20 protein-coding genes are annotated in these 21969 nt (G+C 71.8%); 7 read left to right on the top strand and 13 right to left on the bottom strand.

The features are described 5' to 3' along the window. Positions 1 to 74: 74 nt before the first annotated feature. A complete protein-coding gene (locus KIN34_RS12255; protein WP_307858212.1) occupies positions 75 to 893 on the bottom strand; it encodes an aldo/keto reductase in 819 nt (272 codons plus the stop codon). A 39-nt stretch (positions 894 to 932) separates the two neighbouring features. Between KIN34_RS12255 and KIN34_RS12250 the strand changes: the two genes are divergently transcribed. Further along, entirely contained in the window at positions 933 to 1217 is a 285-nt protein-coding gene (locus tag KIN34_RS12250) for a YciI family protein (RefSeq protein WP_214350907.1), read from the top strand. Between the two features lie 24 nt (positions 1218 to 1241). Here the strand turns inward: KIN34_RS12250 and KIN34_RS12245 are convergent, their stop codons facing one another. The 8 genes from KIN34_RS12245 to KIN34_RS12210 all read right to left on the bottom strand — a co-directional run bounded on the left by KIN34_RS12245 (position 1242) and on the right by KIN34_RS12210 (position 10162). Then, positions 1242 to 2237, bottom strand: coding sequence for a TerC family protein (locus tag KIN34_RS12245; protein ID WP_214350905.1), 996 nt, complete (start codon positions 2235 to 2237; stop codon positions 1242 to 1244). Between the two features lie 3 nt (positions 2238 to 2240). Continuing rightward, entirely contained in the window at positions 2241 to 3239 is a 999-nt protein-coding gene (locus KIN34_RS12240) for a TerC family protein (protein WP_214350903.1), read from the bottom strand. A 197-nt stretch (positions 3240 to 3436) separates the two neighbouring features. After that, complete coding sequence (locus tag KIN34_RS12235; RefSeq protein WP_214350901.1) at positions 3437 to 3865, bottom strand: VOC family protein; 429 nt, start codon at positions 3863 to 3865, stop codon at positions 3437 to 3439. 64 nt (positions 3866 to 3929) lie between these two features. Then, the gene (uvrB, locus tag KIN34_RS12230) at positions 3930 to 6035 is read right to left on the bottom strand and encodes an excinuclease ABC subunit UvrB (protein ID WP_214350899.1); all 2106 of its coding nucleotides are present in this window, start codon (positions 6033 to 6035) and stop codon (positions 3930 to 3932) included. Between the two features lie 79 nt (positions 6036 to 6114). Further along, positions 6115 to 6528, bottom strand: coding sequence for a hypothetical protein (locus KIN34_RS12225; RefSeq protein WP_214350897.1), 414 nt, complete (start codon positions 6526 to 6528; stop codon positions 6115 to 6117). A gap of 179 nt (positions 6529 to 6707) precedes the next feature. Beyond that, positions 6708 to 7334 (bottom strand): dephospho-CoA kinase, encoded by a 627-nt coding sequence (gene coaE / locus KIN34_RS12220; protein WP_214350894.1) that lies wholly within the window; start codon positions 7332 to 7334, stop codon positions 6708 to 6710. 125 nt (positions 7335 to 7459) lie between these two features. Beyond that, entirely contained in the window at positions 7460 to 8935 is a 1476-nt protein-coding gene (gene rpsA, locus KIN34_RS12215) for a 30S ribosomal protein S1 (protein ID WP_214350891.1), read from the bottom strand. A 201-nt stretch (positions 8936 to 9136) separates the two neighbouring features. Continuing rightward, positions 9137 to 10162, bottom strand: coding sequence for a 6-phosphofructokinase (locus KIN34_RS12210; RefSeq protein ID WP_214350888.1), 1026 nt, complete (start codon positions 10160 to 10162; stop codon positions 9137 to 9139). Positions 10163 to 10286: 124 nt separating this feature from the next. On the opposite strand from KIN34_RS12210, the gene KIN34_RS12205 reads away from it, so the two are divergent. Beyond that, the gene (locus KIN34_RS12205; protein WP_214350885.1) at positions 10287 to 11120 is read left to right on the top strand and encodes a class I SAM-dependent methyltransferase; all 834 of its coding nucleotides are present in this window, start codon (positions 10287 to 10289) and stop codon (positions 11118 to 11120) included. A gap of 63 nt (positions 11121 to 11183) precedes the next feature. Here KIN34_RS12205 and KIN34_RS12200 read toward each other — a convergent pair whose 3' ends face one another. The 3 genes from KIN34_RS12200 to polA all read right to left on the bottom strand — a co-directional run bounded on the left by KIN34_RS12200 (position 11184) and on the right by polA (position 16148). Continuing rightward, a complete protein-coding gene (locus KIN34_RS12200) occupies positions 11184 to 12836 on the bottom strand; it encodes a monocarboxylic acid transporter (RefSeq protein ID WP_214350882.1) in 1653 nt (550 codons plus the stop codon). Further along, entirely contained in the window at positions 12833 to 13186 is a 354-nt protein-coding gene (locus KIN34_RS12195) for a DUF485 domain-containing protein (RefSeq protein WP_214350880.1), read from the bottom strand. Before KIN34_RS12195 ends, KIN34_RS12200 begins: the two co-directional genes overlap by 4 nt. A 133-nt stretch (positions 13187 to 13319) precedes the next feature. Beyond that, positions 13320 to 16148, bottom strand: a complete 2829-nt coding sequence (gene polA, locus KIN34_RS12190) for a DNA polymerase I (RefSeq protein WP_214350879.1) — start codon at positions 16146 to 16148, stop codon at positions 13320 to 13322. On the opposite strand from polA, the gene KIN34_RS12185 reads away from it, so the two are divergent. Then, positions 16147 to 16548, top strand: a complete 402-nt coding sequence (locus KIN34_RS12185) for a hotdog fold thioesterase (protein ID WP_214350876.1) — start codon at positions 16147 to 16149, stop codon at positions 16546 to 16548. The two genes, polA and KIN34_RS12185, sit on opposite strands and share 2 nt — an antisense overlap. Positions 16549 to 16579: 31 nt before the next feature. Here the strand turns inward: KIN34_RS12185 and KIN34_RS12180 are convergent, their stop codons facing one another. Beyond that, complete coding sequence (locus KIN34_RS12180) at positions 16580 to 17242, bottom strand: GNAT family N-acetyltransferase (RefSeq protein ID WP_307858211.1); 663 nt, start codon at positions 17240 to 17242, stop codon at positions 16580 to 16582. 559 nt (positions 17243 to 17801) lie between these two features. On the opposite strand from KIN34_RS12180, the gene KIN34_RS12175 reads away from it, so the two are divergent. From KIN34_RS12175 to KIN34_RS12160, 4 genes are read left to right on the top strand one after another with little or no spacing between them, the layout of a single operon-like run. After that, entirely contained in the window at positions 17802 to 19130 is a 1329-nt protein-coding gene (locus KIN34_RS12175; RefSeq protein WP_307858210.1) for an ABC transporter permease subunit, read from the top strand. A 16-nt stretch (positions 19131 to 19146) separates the two neighbouring features. After that, positions 19147 to 20133 (top strand): branched-chain amino acid ABC transporter permease, encoded by a 987-nt coding sequence (locus KIN34_RS12170; protein ID WP_214350872.1) that lies wholly within the window; start codon positions 19147 to 19149, stop codon positions 20131 to 20133. After that, entirely contained in the window at positions 20123 to 21136 is a 1014-nt protein-coding gene (locus tag KIN34_RS12165; RefSeq protein WP_214350870.1) for an ABC transporter ATP-binding protein, read from the top strand. The genes KIN34_RS12170 and KIN34_RS12165 overlap by 11 nt, the downstream gene beginning before the upstream one ends. After that, positions 21133 to 21927 carry an ABC transporter ATP-binding protein gene (locus tag KIN34_RS12160; protein ID WP_214350868.1) on the top strand — a complete coding sequence of 265 codons (795 nt, stop codon included), beginning with the start codon at positions 21133 to 21135 and terminating at the stop codon, positions 21925 to 21927. Before KIN34_RS12165 ends, KIN34_RS12160 begins: the two co-directional genes overlap by 4 nt. Positions 21928 to 21969: the final 42 nt, after the last annotated feature.

The raw sequence follows: 21969 nt of genomic DNA, 5'->3' as shown, positions 1-21969 counted from the left end.
TGCCGTCATGGCGCTCGGTGCGGTGCGGCGGGTGTCGTGCGTGCCGGCGCCGGGAGGAGGCGTCGTCGAGCGCGTCAGTTCACCCGGTCCGGGTGGGAGCCGGTGCGCTCGCCGCGGTCGAGCGCCGCGATGCGCTCGTGGTCCTCGTCCGTCAGGTCGAGCCCAGCGAGGTCGAGGTTGCTCCGGATGCGCTCCGGCGTGACCGACTTGGGGATCACGGCGACGTTGAGGTCCAGGTGCCACCGCAGCACGACCTGCGCGGGCGTCGCGCCGTGGCGGGCGGCGATGTCCACGAGCACCGGGTCCTCGAGCACCGCGCCGCGCCCGAGCGGCGACCACGCCTGGGTGATCACCCCGAGGTCGGCGTGCAGCGCGCGCAGCTCGCGCTGCTGCAGGTACGGGTGCAGCTCGACCTGGTTCACCACGGGCACCTCGCCCGTCGCCGCGACGACCCGCTCCAGGTGCTCCGGCTCGAAGTTGGAGACGCCCACCGAGCGGACGCGACCCTCGTCGCGCAGGGCCACCAGCGTCCGCCAGGTCTCGACGTACAGCCCCCGCGCCGGCGCCGGCCAGTGGATCAGGTAGAGGTCCGGCGCACCGATCCCGAGCCGCTCGACCGACGCGGCGAAGGCCGCGCGCGCCGCCTGCTCGCCGTGCGCGTCGTTCCACAGCTTGGTCGTCACGAAGACCTCGTCGCGGTCGAGCCCGCTGGCCCGCACCGCCTGGCCCGTTGCCCGCTCGTTGCCGTACAGGGTGGCGGTGTCGAGCAGCCGGTAGCCCGCGGTCAACGCCGTCGCGACGGCGGGCTGCGCCTCCTCGTCGGACACCTTGTAGAGACCGAAGCCGATCGCCGGCATCCGCATCCCGTCGGACAGGGTCAGGTACGTGGTCACCCCGCCACTCTGCCACCGCTCGTGCGGCAGGATGCGGTCATGGCCACCTTCGCCGTCCGGTACACCTACGACGAGCGCGCCGACGTCCGTGACGTCGTGCGCCCCGAGCACCGCTCCTACCTGGCCGGGCTCGCCGAGGCGGGGAGGCTGCGCGGCTCGGGACCGTGGGTCGGCGGTGAGCCGGGCGCGCTGCTGGTCCTCGAGGCGTCCGACGAGGCCGCGGTGCGAGCGCTGCTCGACGCCGACCCGTTCCAGCGCGAGGGTCTGGTCGTCGAGGTCCACGTGCGGCAGTGGGACGTCGTGCTCGGTCCCTGGGCCGGCTGACGCGGCTCGGTCCGGACGCCGCGGTCAGGCGTCCAGCGCCGCCCGCTCGTCGCGGCGGGACTTGAGCAGGCTCGCGACCGCGGTCACGCCGAGGATGAACACGATCGCGCCGAGCGACACCCAGATCGGGATCTCCGGCGCCCACGGCACCGGCTCGCCGCCGTTGATGAACCCGACCTCGTTGGTGTGCAGCGCCTCGAGCACCAGCTTCACGCCGATGAAGCCGAGCAGCACCGCCAGGCCGTAGCTGAGGTAGACCAGGCGCGAGAGCAGGTCCCCGAGCAGGAAGTACAGCTGGCGCAGACCCATCAGCGCGAACAGGTTCGCCATGATGATCAGGTACGGCTCGCTGGTGAGCCCGAAGATCGCGGGGATCGAGTCGAACGCGAACAGCAGGTCCGTCGCACCGAGCGCGACCAGGACGACGAGCATCGGCGTGATCAGGCGCCGACCGCCCTCGACGACCGTGAGCCGCACCCCGTGGTACTCCGACGTCGCGGGGAACCAGCGCTGCACCAGGCGCAGGAGCAGCGGCGGGCTGTACTCCTCGTCCTCGTCGTCGGACATGCCCTCGCGGCCCACCTTCCACGCGGTCCACACGAGGAACGCGCCGAACAGGTAGAACACCCAGCTGAAGGCGCTCACCAGCGCCGCGCCCGCCAGGATGAAGACCGCGCGGAACACCAGGGCGAGCACGATGCCGACCAGCAGCGCCGTCTGCTGGTACTGCCGGGGCACGGCGAACCGGGCCATGATCAGCATGAAGACGAACAGGTTGTCGACCGAGAGCGAGTACTCGGTGAGCCAGCCGGCGAAGAACTCCCCCGCGTACTGACCCCCGGAGGTCCACCACACGCCGAGGCCGAACGCCACCGCGAGCCCGACGTACAGGGCGAGGTGGCGCAGGCACTCGGCGGTCGTCGGGACGTGAGGACGTCGCGAGACCACCACGACGTCGACGACGAGCAGCGCGCCGACGAGGGCGAGCGACACGGCCCAGACGAGCAGGGGGACCTCCACGGGTCAGGACTCCACTTCGGCGTCGGTGCGCGCGTCGCGGCGCGTCTTGACCAGGCTCGCCACGGTCGCCACCGCGAGCGTGCCGAGGATGACGGTCAGCGACAGCCAGATCGGGATCTCGGGCGCCCACGTGACCGGCTCGCCGCCGTTGATGAACGGCACCTCGTTGACGTGCAGGGCGTGCAGGAACAGCTTCACGCCGATGAAGCCCAGGATGAAGGCCAGGCCCTGCGACAGGTAGACCAGGCGCTCGAGCAGCCCGCCGATGAGGAAGTACAGCTGGCGCAGACCCAGCAGCGCGAACGCGTTCGCCGTGAAGACGATGTACGGCTCCGAGGTGAGCCCGTAGATGGCGGGGATCGAGTCGAGCGCGAAGACGATGTCGGTCGAGCCGATCGCAACCATGACGAGCAGCATCGGCGTGAGGACCCGACGGCCGTCGATCCGCGTCGTGAGGCGGTCGCCGTGGTACTCGTCGGTCGTCGGCAGCACGCGGCGGACCCAGCGGACCATGAGGCCCTCGCCGGCGTCCGGGTCAGGCTCCGCGCCGTGCTCCCGCGCCAGGTTCCAGCCCGTGTAGACCAGGTACGCACCGAAGATGTAGAAGACCCAGGCCCACTGCTCGATCGCCGCCGCACCGGCCACGATGAACAGCGTGCGCAGCACCAGCGCGATCGCGACGCCGACCAGCAGGACCTTCTGCTGGTACGCCCGCGGGACCGCGAACTTCGTCATGATGATGAGGAAGACGAAGAGGTTGTCGACCGACAGGCTCTTCTCGGTCACGTACCCGGCGAAGTACTCCGCGCCGTAGTCCCAGCCGGACACCATGCCGAGACCCACGCCGAAGACGAGGGCGAGGGCGATGTAGACGGCCGACCACCAGGCCGACTCGCGGAACGTCGGTTCGTGCGGCGTCCGCACGTGGGCGAAGAAGTCGAACACGATGAGTCCGACGACCACGCCCGCCGTGACGAGCCAGGCAAGGGTCGAGACGTCCACGGGCAAACCTCCGGTACGCAGATGTGTGTCAGTACCGAAGGTCTCCCCCGCCCGCCTGCCGGCGGGCCGACCGCACCGGGTCCAGGTCTTCCGGGATCCGTGATGACGACGCGGTCGATTGTGGGGTACTCCCCTTCATCGCACGCCATCCTAGGGCACCTCCGGCGCAGGCGCGTGCTCCGTGGGCCTGCGACCGGTCACTGCACGCAGAACTCGTTGCCCTCCGGGTCCTGCATCGTGACCCAGAAGCCGCCGAGCTCCTCGCGCTCGTAGAGCGTGCGTGCGCCGAGCGTCTCGAGCTCGGCGGCGCGCGCGCGGACGGCACTCGGCCGCTCCTCCGCCGGCAGACCGGCACCGGCGTTCACGTCGAGGTGGACCCGGTTCTTGCCGGCCTTCTCCTCGGGCACCTTCTGGAACCAGAGGCGCGGCCCCAGCCCGTCAGGATCGACCACGGCGTACGCCGAGTCGCGCTGGTCGAGCGGCACGCCCATCGCGTCCAGGCACTCGTCCCAGGTGGCGAACGGGGCGGGCGGAGCGTCCTCGACGTACCCGAGCACCTGCGCCCAGAACGCGCCCAGCGTCGGCGGGCTCGCCGCGTCGAAGGTGACCTGGATCTTCACAGCCATGCGTCCGTCTCCTGTCGTCCTGTCGTCCCCCGGAGTCGGAGGACCCGTGTGCGCGTCGCTCCGCTCACGCGGTCGCGGCCTGCATCCCGCGCAGCTCCTTCTTGAGCCCGGAGATCTCGTCGCGGAGCCGGGCGGCGAGCTCGAACTGCAGCTCCCCGGCTGCGGCGTGCATCTGGTCGGTGAGGTCCTGGATGAGCCCCGCGAGCTCGCCGGCCGCCGCCCCGGTGAGGCGCGTGCGCTCGTCGTGCGGTGCCGGACGCGAGCCGAAGCCGGGCACCGGGGCCTTGCCCCGGCTGGACTGCCGCCCACCGCCGCCCAGGAGCTCCGCGGTGTCGGCGTCCTCCCGCGCGAGCAGGTCGGTGATGTCGCCGATCTTCTTCCGCAGCGGGGTCGGGTCGATGCCGTGCTCGAGGTTGTAGGCGACCTGCTTCTCCCGCCGGCGGTTGGTCTCGTCGATCGCGAGCGTCATCGCGGGCGTCATCTTGTCCGCGTACATGTGCACCTGGCCGGAGACGTTGCGCGCGGCGCGCCCGATCGTCTGGATGAGCGACTTGCCCGAGCGCAGGAAGCCCTCCTTGTCGGCATCGAGGATCGCGACGAGCGACACCTCGGGGAGGTCGAGCCCCTCGCGCAGCAGGTTGATGCCGACCAGGACGTCGTACTCGCCCAGCCGCAGCTCGCGCAGCAGCTCCACCCGACGCAGGGTGTCGACCTCCGAGTGCAGGTACCGCACGCGGACACCCTTCTCGAGGAAGTAGTCCGTGAGGTCCTCGGCCATCTTCTTGGTCAGCGTCGTCACCAGCACGCGCTCGTCCTTCGCGACCCGGTCGTTGATCTCGCCCAGCAGGTCGTCGATCTGACCCTTGGTCGGCTTCACCACGACCTCGGGGTCGACCAGCCCGGTCGGACGGATGATCTGCTCGACCACGCCGTCGGACATCGAGAGCTCGTAGTCGCCGGGCGTCGCCGACAGGTAGACCGTCTGGCCGATCCGGTCGACGAACTCCTCCCACCGCAGCGGCCGGTTGTCGACCGCGCTGGGCAGCCGGAAGCCGTGGTCGACGAGCGACCGCTTGCGTGACATGTCCCCTTCGAACATCGCCCCGATCTGCGGCACGGTGACGTGCGACTCGTCGATCACGAGGAGGAAGTCCTCAGGGAAGAAGTCGAGGAGCGTGTTCGGGGCCGAGCCGGCCGTCCGACCGTCGATGTGGCGGGAGTAGTTCTCGATCCCCGAGCAGGACCCGACCTGGCGCATCATCTCGATGTCGTAGGTCGTGCGCATGCGAAGGCGCTGGGCCTCGAGCAGCTTGTTCTGCCGCTCGAGCTCCGCGAGCCGCTGCTCGAGCTCCGCCTCGATCCCGCCGATTGCCCGCTCCATGCGCTCGGGACCGGCCACGTAGTGCGTCGCGGGGAAGATCATCATCTGCTCCTCCGAGCGCACCACCTCGCCGGTGAGCGGGTGCAGCGTCGCGAGCGCCTCGATCTCGTCCCCGAAGAACTCGATCCGGATCGCGAGCTCCTCGTACACCGGGATGATCTCGACGGTGTCGCCGCGGACCCGGAAGGTGCCGCGCGTGAACGCGGTGTCGTTGCGCGCGTACTGCATCTGCACGAACCGGCGCAGCAGCTGGTCGCGGTCCACCTGGTCGCCGACGTGCAGCGACACCATGCGGTCCACGTACTCCTGCGGCGTCCCGAGGCCGTAGATGCAGGACACCGACGCCACCACCACGACGTCACGCCGGGTGAGCAGCGAGGACGTCGCGGAGTGGCGGAGCCGCTCGACCTCGTCGTTGATCGACGAGTCCTTCTCGATGTAGGTGTCCGTCTGCGCGATGTACGCCTCGGGCTGGTAGTAGTCGTAGTACGAGACGAAGTACTCGACCGCGTTGTGGGGCAGGAGCTCGCGGAACTCCGTGGCGAGCTGCGCCGCGAGCGTCTTGTTCGGCGCCATGACCAGGGTCGGGCGCTGCAGCTTCTCGATCAGCCAGGCCGTCGTCGCCGACTTGCCCGTGCCCGTCGCGCCCAGCAGGACGACGTCCTTCTCCCCCGCCTGCACCCGCGTGGCGAGCTCGGCGATCGCGGTCGGCTGGTCGCCGGACGGCGTGTACTCGGACACCACCTCGAAGGGGGCGACGGTCCGCTGCAGGTCGGTCACGGGGCGCATGGCTCAACGCTACGTCCGACCACCGACACGGTCGCCCCGCGCCGGTCGAGACGCCCGTCCGAGACGGACGCGGCAGGCGTCAGTCCTTGCCGTCGACCAGCGTGACGATGGCGTCGCGGTCCTCGGCGACCACGGCGGACACGTACCAGTCCAGGAACGCCTCGTACGCCGAGAAGCCGATGAGCTTCTTCTTCGCCATCGGCACGAGAGCGGCCACGCCGCCCTCCTTGACCTGGAACGACGTGATCGCGGTGCGCGCGGTCGTCCGCCCGATGGACCGGTCCGTCACGACGTCGAACCGCATGACCTCACGGCCCTCGACGTGGTCGCGGACCGAGAACGACGTGGCGTGCGGGCCACGCGTCTCGAGCCGGATCCGGCCGGCGGCGTCGTCGACGTTGGTCGACGCCTTCTCCGCGAGCTCGAGCATCCGGGCCTCACCGAGCCCCGATCCGATCGAGACCGATGCGCGCGTCTGGACGGGCTTCGCCATGGACCGCTCCCTCTCGAGATGTGAGTCGACGGCGCCCCCATCGGCACCGTCCTGCCCCCAGACATCGGCAAGGTAGCGCAGATCACTGAGCCCGGGGACAACATTGACCGAATCCGCCCGGTACGGATGACTCATCTGTGGTATGGGAGCGCGCCCACCGCCGGAGCCTGGCATGACGCCTACGCGTCGGCGTCCGCCTCCTGGGCCCGCTCCGCCGCGAGCCGGTCCCACAGCTCGTCCACCTGGGCGCACAGCTCGGCGTCGCTGCCGGTGCCGTCGAGCACGACGTCGGCCACCGCGAGCCGCTCGTCGTCGCTCGCCTGCGCGGTCACGCGCGCCTCGGCGGCCGCCCGGCTCATCCCCCGCAGCCGCACCAGGCGCTCGACCCGCAGCACCGCCGGGGCGTGCACGACGACGACCACGTGGAAGGTCCCCGCCTGGCCCGTCTCGACCAGCAGGGGGATGTCGTGCACCACCACGGCACCCGGGTCCGCCGTCGCCGCCGCCGCCTCGCGCTCCACCGACAGCCGGCGCACGACCGGGTGGACGATCGACTCCAGGCGCGTGCGGCGTGCGTCGTCGCCGAACACCAGGGCGCCGAGCGCGGGCCGGTCGAGCGAGCCGTCGGCGGCGAGGACGCCCTCGCCGAACGCCGCGACCACCTCGTCGAGCCCGACCGACCCGGGCGCGAGTGCCTCGCGCGCCAGGACGTCGGAGTCGATCACCACCGCCCCCCGCTCGCCGAACCGCCGTGCGGCGACGGACTTGCCTGCCGCGATGCCGCCTGTGAGCCCGATGCGTTGCATGCCCCCCATCCTGCCCAGGGCCGGCGCCTCGCGCCGTGCGAGAGGTCCGCCGGGACGCCGACGGGCCGGCCACCCGAAGGTGACCGGCCCGTCGAGCCGGGCGCCGCGGACGGCGCCCGGGGTGCTCAGTTGCCCGTGAGCTTCTCGCGCAGCGCGGCGAGGGCCTCGTCGGACGCGAGCGTCCCCGTGGCCTCGTCGGTCGACGAGGAGTAGGTCGACGCAGCAGCGGCGGCCGGGGCAGCAGCCTCGGGGGCAGCGGCCTCGGCGTCGGCCTTGGCGGCCTCGGCGACCTGCTTGCGGTGCGCCTCCCAGCGCTCGTGGGCGGCCGCGTACTGGGCCTCCCACGCCTCGCGCTGGGTCTCGAAGCCCTCGAGCCACTCGTTGGTGCTCGGGTCGAAGCCCTCGGGGTACTTGTAGTTGCCCGCCTCGTCGTACTCCGCCGCCATGCCGTACAGCGCGGGGTCGAAGTCCTCCGACTCGGGGTCGAAGCCCTCGTTCGCCTGCTTGAGCGACAGCGAGATGCGGCGACGCTCGAGGTCGATGTCGATGACCTTGACGAAGACGTCGTCGCCCACCTGGACGACCTGCTCCGGGATCTCGACGTGGCGGACGGCCAGCTCCGAGATGTGGACCAGGCCCTCGATGCCGTCCTCGACGCGCACGAACGCACCGAACGGGACGAGCTTGGTGACCTTGCCGGGGACGACCTGGCCGATGGCGTGCGTCCGGGCGAACGCCTGCCACGGGTCCTCCTGCGTCGCCTTCAGCGACAGCGAGACCCGCTCGCGGTCGAAGTCGACGTCCAGGACCTCGACCGTGACCTCCTGGCCGACCTCGACGACCTCGGACGGGTGGTCGATGTGCTTCCAGGACAGCTCGGAGACGTGCACGAGGCCGTCCACGCCGCCCAGGTCGACGAACGCGCCGAAGTTGACGATCGACGAGACGACACCGGGGCGGACCTGCCCCTTCTGCAGCGTCTGCAGGAAGGTGGAGCGCACCTCCGACTGCGTCTGCTCGAGCCAGGCACGGCGCGACAGAACCACGTTGTTGCGGTTCTTGTCGAGCTCGATGATCTTGGCCTCGATCTCCTTGCCCACGTAGGGGCCGAGGTCGCGGACGCGACGCATCTCGACGAGCGACGCGGGCAGGAAGCCGCGCAGACCGATGTCGAGGATGAGGCCGCCCTTGACGACCTCGATGACGGTGCCGGTGACGACGCCGTCCTCCTCCTTGATCTTCTCGATCGTGCCCCAGGCGCGCTCGTACTGCGCGCGCTTCTTGGACAGGATCAGGCGGCCTTCCTTGTCCTCCTTCTGGAGGACGAGGGCCTCGACCTCGTCGCCGACCTTGACGACCTCACCGGGGTCCACGTCGTGCTTGATGGACAGCTCACGGGAGGGGATGACGCCCTCGGTCTTGTAGCCGATGTCGAGCAGGACCTCGTCACGGTCGACCTTGACGACGGTGCCCTCGACGATGTCGCCATCGTTGAAGTACTTGATGGTGGCGTCGATCGCGGCGAGGAAGTCCTCCGCCGTGCCGATGTCGTTGATCGCGACCTGCGGCGTGGCGGGCTTCGCGGGGGTGGAGATGCTCATGTAGTGGTGGGCTCCGATGCGGACAGGAAGTAGGTGCGAACAGGGACGGCGCACGGCCCGGCTCCGGGATCACGGATGTGTTCTCGAGGCTCCCGACCGCTGCGCGGGACCCCGTCCGGGGACCTCACGCACGCACGCGGGAAGAAGGCGCGCGGCACCGCCGTCCACCTTAACGGTGGCGGACAGGGCGGGTCAAAGACGTCAGGCCAGCGCGCGGGCCACGGCGAGCAGCTCGTCGGGCACGTGCTTGACCTTCCCGGCGACCTCCTCGAGCGGCACGAGCTCGATCCGGTCGCCGCGCAGGGCCGTCATCACGTTCGACCGGCCCTGCGTCACCGCGTCGATCGCCGCGACGCCGAACCGGCTGCCGAGGATGCGGTCGGTCGGCGTGGGCGTCCCGCCGCGCTGGACGTGACCCAGCACGGTGACCCGCGTGTCGAACCCCGTCCGCTCCTCGATCTCGGCCTTGAGCCGCTCGCCGATGGCGCCGGCGACGATCTCGCCGAACTTCCCCACCTGCGTCTCGTAGTGCATCGCCGTCCCCTCGGCCGGCACGGCACCCTCCGCGACGACGACGATCGAGAAGCTCGCGTGCGCGCGGTGCCGGTGCTTGAGGAAGCGCTCGATCGTCGCGATGTCGAACGGCGCCTCCGGCGCCAGCACGAGCTCCGCACCGCCCGCGATGCCCGCAGTCGCGGCGATCCAGCCCGCGTGCCGGCCCATCACCTCGACGATCATCACGCGGTTGTGGCTCTCGGCGGTGGTGTGGATCCGGTCCACCGCCTCGGTCGCGATCGTGACCGCGGTGTCGAAGCCGATGGACTGGTCCGTGCCCCACACGTCGTTGTCGATCGTCTTGGGGATCGCGACGATCCGCACGCCCGCCTCGGCCATCTTGCTGGCGGCGTGCAGCGTGCCGTCGCCGCCGATGCAGATCAGCGCCTCGAGCCGCTCCGCCTCCAGCGTTGCGAGCACCGCGTCGATGCCGCCGTCCGACGCGTGCGGGTGGAACCGCGCGGTGCCCAGGAGCGTCCCGCCCACGGGCAGGACGTTGCGGATGTGCTGCCGCGTCAGCGGCATCACGTCACCGTCGACCACGCCCCGCCACCCGTTGCGGAAGCCCACGATCTGGTGCCCGTACTCGCCCTCGCCGCGCTTGACCACGGCCCGGATCGCGGCGTTCAGGCCGGGGACGTCGCCGCCCCCGGTCAGCAGACCGACTCGCACGCTTGCTCCTTCGTCGACAGGTGGGTTGCGGTGCGCGTCGTCGGGCGACCGTACGTCCAGCCTAGCCAGGCCGCACGACCGACCGTGGCCCGGGGGTCCTAGGCGCACCCGGCACACTGGTGCCATGCACGACGAGCCGGACGAGCCGCTGGCCGAGGTCGCCTTCCGCGACGCGGGCGACGACGGCAGCGCCGGCCGGCGCTGGTGGGACGCGAACGCGGCCGACTACCTCGACGAGCACGGCGAGTTCCTGGGCGACGCCGACTTCGTGTGGTGCCCCGAGGGGCTGCGCGAGCGCGACGCCCACCTGCTCGGCGACCTCACCGGCGCGCGTGTCCTGGAGGTCGGCGCCGGCGCGGCCCAGTGCAGCCGGTGGCTCGCGCGCCAGGGCGTCGAGGTCGTGGCGTCCGACGTCTCCGCGAGCATGCTCGGCTCCGCGTCCCGGCTCGACCGGCGCGCCGGCGTGCGGGTGCCCGCCGTGGTGGCCGACGCGCGGGCGCTCCCGTTCCCCGACGCGTCGTTCGACGTCGTGTTCACCGCGTTCGGCGCGATCCCGTTCGTCCCCGACGCGCACCGGGTGCACGCCGAGGCGGCGCGCGTGCTCCGGCCCGGTGGGCGGTGGGTGTGCGCCGTGACCCACCCGGTCCGGTGGGCCTTCCCCGACGACCCGACCGGCCTCACCGCCGTGCGCTCCTACTTCGACCGGTCGCCCTACGTCGAGCTCGGCGCGAGCGGGCGGGTGCTCTACGCCGAGTACCACCGGACGGTCGGCGACCACGTCGCGGACCTCGTCGCCGCCGGCCTCGTCGTCGAGAGCATCGTCGAGCCGCCGTGGCCGGCGGGCCATGAGCGGACCTGGGGCGGCTGGGGACCGGTGCGTGGGGCGCTGCTCCCGGGCACGGCGATCTTCGTCGCTCGTCGTCCCGACACCGCCAGCCCGGCCGCGCCGCCGCTCTGACGACGCCGACGGCGCGCGCCCGCAGGGGACGCGCGCCGTCGGCCGGCGGATCGGGGGGACGACTCAGTGCGTGGTCGCCTTCTCGGCACCCGCTCCGGTGAGCGAGCGCACCTCCATCTCCGCGAACTTCTCCGGGTGCGGCTTCTCCTTGCTGAGCAGGGTGCCCAGGATCCCGAGCAGGAACGCGAGCGGGATCGAGATCAGGCCCGGGTTCTCCAACGGGATCAGGTGGAAGTCGATCGAGGTGTCCTTGATCATCGACAGGCTCTCCCCCGTCGTCGGGTCGACCTTGCCGGAGACGACCGGCGAGAACGCGATCAGGACGATGCAGGACACCAGGCCGCCGTACATGCTCCACAGGGCGCCGGCCGTGTTGAACCGCTTCCAGAACAGCGAGTACAGGATCGTCGGCAGGTTGGCGCTCGCCGCGACCGCGAACGCGAGGGCCACGAGGAACGCGACGTTCTGCCCGTTGGCGAAGATCCCGCCGATGATGGCGAGGATGCCGATCGCGATCACGGTGATCCGGGCGACCTTCACCTCGCCGTCCGGCTTCACGTCGCCGCGCTTGATGACGTTCGCGTAGATGTCGTGCGCGAACGACGCGGCGGCGGTGATCGTCAGGCCGGCGACCACGGCGAGGATCGTCGCGAACGCGACCGCCGAGATCAGGCCCAGCAGGATCGTGCCGCCGAGCTCGTAGGCGAGCAGCGGGGCCGCCGAGTTCACGCCGCCCGGTGCGCCCTTGATCGCGTCCGGCCCGACGAGCGCCGCGGCGCCGTAGCCGAGCACGAGCGTGAACAGGTAGAAGATGCCGATGAGCCAGATCGCCCAGACCACGGAGCGCCGGGCCTCCTTGGCCGAGGGCACCGTGTAGAAGCGCATCAGCACGTGCGGCAGACCGGCTGTCCCGAGCACCAGCGCCAGCGCCAGCGACAGGAAGTTGAGCTGGCTCGTCGCGGACGCGCCGTACTGCTTGCCCGGCTCGATGAGCGCCTCGCCGCCCTCCCCCGCGGCGTCGATGGCTCCCTGCATGACGTCCGACAGGTTGAAGCCGAACTTCGCGAGCACCCAGACGGTCATGACGCCCGCGCCGAGGATCAGCAGGATCGCCTTGATGATCTGCACCCAGGTGGTGCCCTTCATGCCGCCCACCAGCACGTACAGGATCATCAGCGCGCCGACGACGGCGATCACCACGCCCTGCGCGGCGGTGCCCTCGATGCCCAGCAGCAGCGCCACCAGTCCGCCGGCACCCGCCATCTGCGCGAGCAGGTAGAAGAAGACCACCGCGAGCGTCGAGAGCGCTGCGGCCATGCGGACGGGCCGCTGCCGGAGCCGGAAGCTCAGGACGTCCGCCATGGTGAACCGGCCCGTGTTGCGCAGCAGCTCGGCGACCAGCAGGAGCGCGACGAGCCAGGCGACCAGGAAGCCGATCGAGTACAGGAAGCCGTCGTACCCGTTGATCGCGATCGCGCCGCAGATGCCCAGGAACGACGCCGCGGACAGGTAGTCCCCCGCGATCGCGGTCCCGTTCTGCGGTCCCGTGAACGAGCGCCCGGCCGCGTAGTAGTCCGCCGCGGTCTTGTTGTTGCGCGAGGCGCGGAACACGACGACGAGCGTGACGAGGACGAACAGGGCGAAGATGCCGATGTTGACCGCCGGCTCGCCGATCTGCGTCGTCTCCGCGGCGAGCACCGTCCCCCCGGCGCTCACGCTGCTTCTCCCGTGTTGAGCGTGCCGTCCTCGATGTGCCGACGCAGGCGGTCCGCGACCGGGTCCTGCCGGTTGTTGGCCCACCGCGCGTAGATCATCGTGATGGCGAACGTGGACACGAACTGGCCGAGGCCGAAGAGCAGGCCGACCGTGATGTTGCCCCACACCTTCGTGGACATGAAGTCGTGCGCGTAGTCCGCGAGCAGGACGTACAGGAAGTACCACGCCAGGAACAGCGCGGTCATCGGGAACACGAAGCGCCGGAAGCGGCGCCGCAGGGCCTGGAACTCCTCGCTGCGTTGGACCTGCTGGTACGGGGTCTCAGACGATTCGTCGAACGTGTCGCTCACGCACGCCTCCCTCGGACGGACGACGGCCTCGTTGCCGTCGGCGACTAGCAGTGTGGCGTACGACACACCGTTTCGCTACGAGGACTTTCGGAGGTTCGCGCGAGAGGTTCCGGGTGCGGTCAGCGCGGGCGGGTCAGTGCCCGGCCTCGTGCCAGCTCGCGCCCGCGCCGACGCTCACGTCCAGCGGCACGTCGAGCGGCCCGCCGGGCAGCCGATCGCCCGCCCCGGCCATCTGCTCCCGGACCAGCTGCTCGACCTCGTCCCGCTCGCCGGCGGCGACCTCGAGCACCAGCTCGTCGTGCACCTGGAGCAGCATCCGGGAGGCGAGGCCGCGCCGCGTGAGCTCGGCGTCGACCCCCAGCATCGCGAGCTTGATCAGGTCCGCCGCGCTGCCCTGGATCGGCGCGTTGAGCGCCATCCGCTCGGCCGCCTCGCGCCGCTGCCGGTGGTCGCTCGTCAGGTCGGGAAGGTAGCGGCGCCGGTCCAGCAGCGTCGCGGTGTAGCCGGTCGCCCGTGCCTCGTCCACCACGCCGGTGAGGTACTCGCGCACGCCGCCGAACCGCTCGAAGTAGTCCCGCATGAGCTCGGCCGCCTCGCCGACCTCGATGCCGAGCTGCTGCGACAGGCCGTACGACGAGAGCCCGTACGCCAGGCCGTAGGACATCGCCTTGATCTTGGAGCGCTGCGCGGCGGTCACGTGGTCGGTGGGCACGCCGAACACGCGCGACCCGACGTAGCTGTGCAGGTCCTCCCCCGAGCGGAAGGCGGCGATCAGGCCCTCGTCACCCGAGAGGTGGGCCATGATCCGCATCTCGATCTGCGAGTAGTCCGCGGTGAGCAGCGTCTCGAACCCGGGTCCGACGACGAACGCACGCCGGATGCGGCGGCCCTCCTCGGTCCGGATCGGGATGTTCTGCAGGTTCGGGTCGGTCGAGGACAGCCGACCGGTCGCCGCGATCGTCTGCTGGAAGGTGGTGTGGATGCGGGAGTCGGGCGCCACCGACCGCTGCAGGCCCTCGACCGTCTGCCGCAGCCGGATCGCGTCCCGGTGGGCGAGCAGGTGCTCCAGGAAGGGGTGCTGCGTGCGCGCGTACAGGTCCGTCAGCGCGGCCGCGTCGGTGGTGTACCCCGTCTTGATCCGCTTGGTCTTGGGCATGCCGAGCTGGTCGAAGAGAACCTCCTGCAGCTGCTTGGGCGAGCCGAGGTTCACCTCGCGGCCGATCACGGCGTACGCGTCCGCCGCCGCAGCCGTCACCTGCGCGCCGAAGCCGCGCTCGAGCTCGGCCAGGTAGGGCGCGTCGACCGCGATGCCCGTCGCCTCGAGGCGCACCAGCACGTCCTCGAGCGGCAGCTCGACGTCGGTCAGCAGGTGGCGCGCACCGCGGTCCGCGACCTCGGCGTCCAGCACCTCGGCGAGGTCGCGGACCGCCGCGGCGCGCACGGCGGCGCGCCGGTCCTCGTCCGTGCCGTCGAGCTCGAGGTCGAGGGCACCCTGGCCGCCCGCGGAGCCCTCGTCCTCACCGAGCTCGCGGTGCAGGTACCCGATCGCGAGGTCGGGCAGGTCGTAGGCCCGGCGGTCCGGCTGGCAGAGGTACGCGGCGAGCTCGGTGTCCTGCACCACCCCGGCCAGCGCGAGACCGCGGCCGCGCAGCGCGTGAGCGGCCACCTTGGCGCCGTGCACGATCTTCGGCGCCTCGGCGTCCGCGAGCCAGCCCGCCAGGGCCGCCTCGTCCTGCGGTGACACCGCCGCGAGGTCGACCAGGGCCGCCTGGCCGTCGGCGTCGGCGATCGCGACTCCCCAGGCGTCGCCACCCGCGGGCGCACCCGACCCGCGCACGTCCAGGCCCAGCGCGTGCTGCCGACGCGCGGCGAGCCAGCCCTCGAGCGCGCCGTCGGCGAGGTCCGCGAGCTCGAGCGCCGCCGCCGCGACGGCCACCGCGGACGCGCTCGACTCGTCCGGGAGCATCGCGAACAGCCGGTCCCGCAGCGTGCGGAACTCGAGCTCGTCGAGGATCGTGTGCAGCGCCTGGCGGTCCCACGGCCGCGCCTCGAGGTCCTCGGGCCCGACGGGCAGGTCCAGGTCGAGCACCAGCTGGTTGAGGCGACGGTTGAGCTGCACCTGCTCGAGGTTCGCGCGCAGCGACTCCCCCGCCTTGCCGGTGATCTGCTCGGCCGCCGCGACGACGCCCTCCAGCCCGTCGTGCTGCGTGAGCCACTTCGCGGCCGTCTTGGGTCCCACGCCGGGGACGCCCGGGAGGTTGTCCGAGGTCTCGCCGACCAGGGCCGCGAGATCGGAGTACCGCGCCGGCCCGACGCCGTACTTGGCCTCGACCGCCTCGGGCGTCATCCGGGCGAGCTCGGAGACGCCGCGCACGGGGTAGAGGACGGTCACGTCGTCCGACACGAGCTGGAACGCGTCCCGGTCGCCCGTGCAGATGAGCACCTGCATGCCCTGCGCGGTCGCCTGGGTCGCGAGGGTGGCGAGCACGTCGTCCGCCTCGAACCGCTCCTTGGTGATGACCGGGATGTGCAGCGGCTCGAGCACCCGGCGGATCACGTCCACCTGACCCCGGAACGGCTCGGGCGTCGCGTCGCGCGTGCCCTTGTACGCCTCGTACACCTCGGTCCGGAACGTCGTGCGGCCCAGGTCGAACGCGACGGCCACGTGCGTCGGCTGCTCGTCCCGCAGGAGGTTGGCGAGCATCGACGTGAAGCCGAACACCGCGTTCGTGGGCTGGCCCGCCGAGGTCGAGAAGTTCTCCACGGGCAGCGCGAAGAAGGCGCGGTAGGCCATGGAGTGCCCGTCGATCAGCAGCAGCCGCGCGGGCTGGCCGGACGGCTGCGGCCGGGCGCTCTCGACCGCAGGCTGGTCGGCGGGCTCGACGGCGGGCTGGTCGGCGGACTGGTCAGGCGTGGACCCGGCTGGCTGGACGTCGCTCACGGGTGCCAACCTATCTGCCATGACTGACACCCCCGACGCCCTGCGGGACGAGCGCGGCACCCTGATCGAGCGGCTCGGCATCGTCGTGACCGAGATCGGCGCGCAGCGCACGGTCGGCACGATGCCGGTCCAGGGGAACACCCAGCCGTTCGGGCTGCTGCACGGGGGGGCCTCGGCGGCGCTGGCGGAGACGCTCGGCTCCTACGCGGCGGTCGCGCACGCGGGCCCGGGCCGTGGCGCCGTCGGGATCGAGCTCAACGCGACCCACCACCGCGCCGCCCGCAGCGGCACGGTCACCGGCACCGCGACCGCGCTGCACCTCGGCCGGCGCACCGCGTCGTACGAGATCGTCGTCGTCGACGAGGACGACCGCCGGCTGTGCACGGCCCGGCTCACGTGCATGATCGTCGACGCGCTCTGACGCGCACCGCTCTTGCTCGAGGCCGCCGGCGCTACCAGATGCCGCGGGACGACGGCGACGTCCGCCGCAGGGCCACCGTCGGGTTGACCTGGACGCTCAGCGACGCGGTCTGCTCCTCGAGCGGCTGCCGCGCCTCACGCGCCTGACGACGCCGGGCGATCAGGTCCTCGAGACCCCGGGTACCGGGCCGTCGGGCGCCCGTGCCCGCCGTCGCGTCGTGCGCGAGCCGACGCTGCAGCGCGGCCGTCCCCGCGACGCGGTACGCCGCGGCCGGCGCGAAGCCGAGCCGCGCGAGGAACCGCTGCATGCCGCGGGCACCGGGCAGCGGTGCGGCGTAGACCTCGGCCGCGCCGTGCTGCTCGGCGGCCTCCGCGGCGGTCGCGACGAGCACGTGGCCCAGGCCGCGCCGGCGGGCCGTGCGCATCACGTAGAGCGCCTCGAGCGCGAGTGAGGCCGAGTCCGAGAACAGGCTGGGACCGACGAGCCGCGCCAGCAGCAGGCCGGCCGGCTGGTCGTCGATCGTGCCGACGAGCACGAGCCCGCCGTCGACGGCGAGGAACGCGCCCAGCTGACGACGCAGGCGCTCGGCGTCGTCGGTGCACAGCTGCGCACCGACACCCGTCTCCTTGCGCGCCTCCATGGACAGGTGGACGAGGTCGTCGAGATCCTCGGGGCGGGCAGCTCGCGCTTGCACTCCGGGACGCACGGTAGACACCTCCGGCGGACGAGGGGGATCCGGTCGAGTGAGGTCGACGTCCCGCTGCCCACGGTGGCGCCGAGGTCGATCATGGCCCACCCGGGCCCGTGCTGCCTAGTCCTGCCTGGGACCGCTCACCGGTTCCCCGGCGCGTCCCGGCCGGCCGGCGTGTCGCGACGCACCCGATCGTGCGACACGCGGCCCGAGGAGGCATGCTGCCGAAACGATCCCGACACAATCAGTCCCTAACGTCGGCCGGGCTCGCGTCCGTACCGACCGGTAGCCAACAGGCGCAGTGTCGCGTCCGGTGGCGGGAGCGGCACGACGGCGACACGCACGACTGCGACACGCACGACCACGACACGCAGGACGACCGCCCACCCCCGGGCCGGTCGCGCGAGGAGACGGACGGAGGTCCTCGGTGAGCGCACTCGGCCATCCAGGACGAGCACCCGGCACGGACACACGGCACACGCTCAGGCGGTCAGACCGCGGACGCCGGACGAGCGGAGCCCTGGTCCTCGTCGCGGCCGTCGTCCTCGCGGTGCTGTCCCTCGTGGCGCCGACCGCCGCGTCGGCCGCGACGGGAGACGGCCCGTGCACGCCCGACGCCTCGACCGGCTGCGTGCTGGGCACCCTCAAGCAGGCGGACGGCGAGCCCGCCGTCGGTGTCCAGCTCACGGTCGAGGGCGCCGGCGAGACGGTGCAGGTGGCGACGGACGACGACGGTGCGTGGTCGGTGCCGATCACCACCGCGGGCGCCTACACCGTGACGATCGACCCGCAGACGCTCCCCGAGGGCGAGACGCTGCGTGATCCGAGCACCACGTCGCGCACCGTGAACGCCCTGCTCAACTCCCAGTCCCGCGTGCTCTTCGCGCTGGGCGAGCCGACCTCGTCGGGACCGACCGCCACGCCGACGTCGGGCGCCAGCGCCGGCCCGACCGCGGCGCCGGGCGACGAGCCCGGGACCGACGCGCCCGCCTCGTCGGGCAGCGGCGTGACCGGCAAGCGGGTCGCGCAGCAGCTCGCGAACGGCCTCGTGTTCGGTCTGCTCCTCGCGCTCGCCTCCGTGGGCCTCTCGCTCATCTACGGCACGACGGGGCTGAGCAGCTTCGCGCACGGCGAGCAGGTGACGCTCGGCGCGGTGCTGGCCTACACCTTCGTGCAGACGCTCGGGATGAACGTCTGGGTCGCCGCGCTCGTCGCAACCCTCTGCGGTGCCGCCACGGGCTGGCTGCAGGACGCCGGGCTGTGGCGCCCCCTGCGCCGACGGCGGGTCGGGCTCACGCAGCAGATGATCGTCACGATCGGGCTCTCGATGGTGCTGCAGTACCTGTACCAGTTCATCTACGGCGGCGGACGCCTGCGGATCGACACCAGCAACCCCGACCCGGTCCGGATCGGCCCCGTCACGCTCACCGTGCAGGGTCTGGTCTCGGCCGGCATCGCGATCGTGGTGCTCGCGGGCGTCGCCGTCTTCCTGCTCTACAGCCGGACGGGCCGCGCGACGCGCGCCGTGTCGGACAACCCGGCGCTCGCCGCGGCCTCGGGCATCGGCGTCGAGCGCGTCATCCGGATCGTGTGGATCGGCGCCGCAGGCCTCGCCGCGCTGGGCGGCGTGCTCGTCGGCCTCTACTTCCAGTCGACGGCCTGGAACATGGGTGGCACGGTGCTGCTGCTCATGTTCGCCGCCGTCACCCTGGGCGGTCTCGGGACCGCGTGGGGCGCGCTCGCCGGCTCGATCGTCATCGGCGTGGTCGCCGAGATGTCGAGCCTCGTCATCCCGTCGGACATGAAGTACGCCGGCGCGCTGCTCATCCTCATCCTCGTCCTGCTCGTCCGGCCCCAGGGCATCCTGGGCCGGCGGGACCGGATCGGCTGAGGCCAGGAGGGACACCATGGACTGGACCCGCATCCTCACGAACGTCGCCGGCGAGGCCTTCGCGCCCGCGACCGCCGCGTACGCCCTGGCCGCCATCGGCCTGAACATCCACTTCGGCATGACCGGTCTGCTCAACTTCGGCCAGGCCGGCTTCGTGCTCCTGGGCGCGTACTCGTACGCCATCACCGCGATCGCCGGCTGGCCATTCTGGGCGTCCGTCATCGCGGCGATGGTCTCCGCGATCATCTTCGGCATCATCCTCGGCATCCCGACGCTCAAGCTGCGCGGCGACTACCTGTCGATCGTCACGATCGCGGCGGCCGAGATCGTGCGCATCATCAGCCGCTCGACGTCGCTCACCTGGCTCACCGGCGGGAACTCCGGGCTCTCGGGCGGGGACGGCTACAAGAAGTCCTTCGAGGCACTCTGCCCGTTCCCCGACGGCAGGACGACGATCTGGGTCTGGACCTACCCCAACTGCGCGGGGAGCAGCTGGTGGCTGCGCGTCGCCGCGTGGGCCGCGGTGGCGATCGGCTGCCTGCTGGTGTGGCGCTGGATGCGCAGCCCGTGGGGGCGGGTGCTCAAGGGCATCCGCGAGGACGAGGACGCCGTGCGCGCGCTCGGGAAGAACGTGTACGGCTACAAGATGCAGGCGCTCATCCTCGGCGGCGTCGGGGGCGCCGTGGCCGGCATCTTCTACACGCTGCCGACCTCGGTGCAGGCGGACACGATGGGCCGGACCATGACCTTCAACATCTGGACGATCCTGCTGCTCGGCGGCGCCGCGACCGTGTTCGGTCCGGTCCTGGGCTCGATCCTGATGTGGACGATGCTCATGCTCGTCAAGAGCGTGCTGCGGGACGCGGAGCTGTCCTTCATCTCGAGCACGCAGTCCGAGGCGTTCAGCTGGATGCTGGTGGGTGCCACGCTCATGCTGCTGGTGATCTTCCGACCACAAGGCATCCTCGGCGACAAGAAGGAGCTGGCGATCGATGTCCGCTGAGACTCCCCCCGGCACCTCCCCCGCCGACGGGACGACGCCGGACCCGGCGACCGTCCCCGACCCGGCCGAGTCCGCGACGGCGCGCAGCGCCGTGTCCCGCGAACGCATCGCCCGTGACCTCGCGGCGGTGCCGCGGAGCCCCGGCGCGCCGAAGCCGGACCCGATCATCGTGGCCGACGGCGTGCGCCGGACGTTCGGCGGGATCCATGCCGTCGACGTCGAGCACCTCGAGGTCCAGCGTGGCGCGATCACCGCACTGATCGGGCCCAACGGCGCCGGCAAGACGACGCTGTTCAACCTGCTCACCGGCTTCGACCGGGCCGACGCGGGGACGTGGTCGTTCGAGGGCCGGCAGGTGCAGGGCAAGGCGGCCGCCCGGATGGCCGGGCTCGGCATGGTCCGCACGTTCCAGCTGACCAAGGCCCTGTCCCGGATGACCGTGATGGACAACATGCGCCTCGGCGCGGTCGACCAGCGCGGCGAGACCGTGCTCGGGTCGCTCCTCCCGTGGCTGTGGCGCGCCCAGGAGGCGGAGATCACCGAGCGCGCACGGGAGCTGCTGGAGCGGTTCAAGCTCGGCGACAAGGCCGACGACTTCGCCGGGAGCCTGTCCGGCGGTCAGCGCAAGCTCCTCGAGATGGCCCGCGCCCTCATGACCCGTCCCACCATGGTCATGCTCGACGAGCCGATGGCCGGCGTGAACCCCGCGCTGACCCAGTCGCTGCTGGGGCACATCCAGGCGCTGCGCGACGAGGGCATGACCGTGCTCTTCGTCGAGCACGACATGCACATGGTGCGGCACATCTCGGACTGGGTCGTCGTGATGGCCGAGGGCCGCACGGTGGCCGAGGGTCCGCCCGGCACGATCATGCAGGACCAGGCCGTGGTCGACGCCTACCTGGGCGCGCACCACGACACCGACCTGGGCGACGACGCGCTCCTGGAGGAGGGCGCCGCCGACCAGTACGAGGCCGAGGCCGAGGCCGAGGAGGCGACCAAGTGACGCAGACCACGGGCCCCGACGTCCACCGCGGGGCTCCCGGGGGCGAGCCGCTGCTCGCCGCCACCGGCCTCTACGCGGGCTACCTCCCCGGCGTCGACATCCTCAACGGGTGCGACCTGGTGCTGCACCCGGGCGAGCTCGTCGGGATCATCGGCCCGAACGGGGCCGGCAAGTCGACCCTGCTCAAGGCCCTGTTCGGGCTCGTCCCGATCCGGCAGGGCACGGTGACGCTCGGCGGCGAGGAGATCACCAACGAGCGTGCGGACAAGCTCGTCCGCCGCGGGGTGGGGTTCGTCCCCCAGACCAACAACGTGTTCCCCTCGCTGTCGATCGAGGAGAACCTGCAGATGGGCATCTTCCAGGACGCGAAGCGGTTCACCGAGCGGTTCGAGTTCGTCACCGACATCTTCCCGGCGCTCGGCGAGCGCCGGCGCCAGCGCGCGGGCTCGTTGTCCGGTGGCGAGCGACAGATGGTCGCGATGGCCCGGGCGCTCATGATGGACCCGTCGGTCCTCCTGCTCGACGAGCCCTCGGCAGGCCTGTCCCCCGTCCGTCAGGACGAGGCGTTCCTGCGCACCCGCAAGATCAACAAGGCGGGCGTCTCGATCGTGATCGTCGAGCAGAACGCGCGCCGGTGCCTCCAGATCTGCGACCGCGCCTACGTACTCGACCAGGGCCGCAACGCCTACTCCGGTCCGGGTCGCGAGCTCATGCACGACCCGAAGGTGATCCAGCTCTACCTGGGCACGCTCGCGACCGACGTCGAGCAGGCCGCCGAGCCGGGCGCCTAGCGACCTGCTCCGCTCCGTCGACGGGGCGCCGCGACCGCACGA

It is taken from the genome of Cellulomonas fulva, from assembly GCF_018531375.1.
Classification (GTDB): Bacteria; Actinomycetota; Actinomycetes; order Actinomycetales; family Cellulomonadaceae; genus Cellulomonas; species Cellulomonas fulva.
Note: the sequence above shows the minus strand (reverse complement) of the source record. Positions and strands in the feature narration are given on the sequence as shown.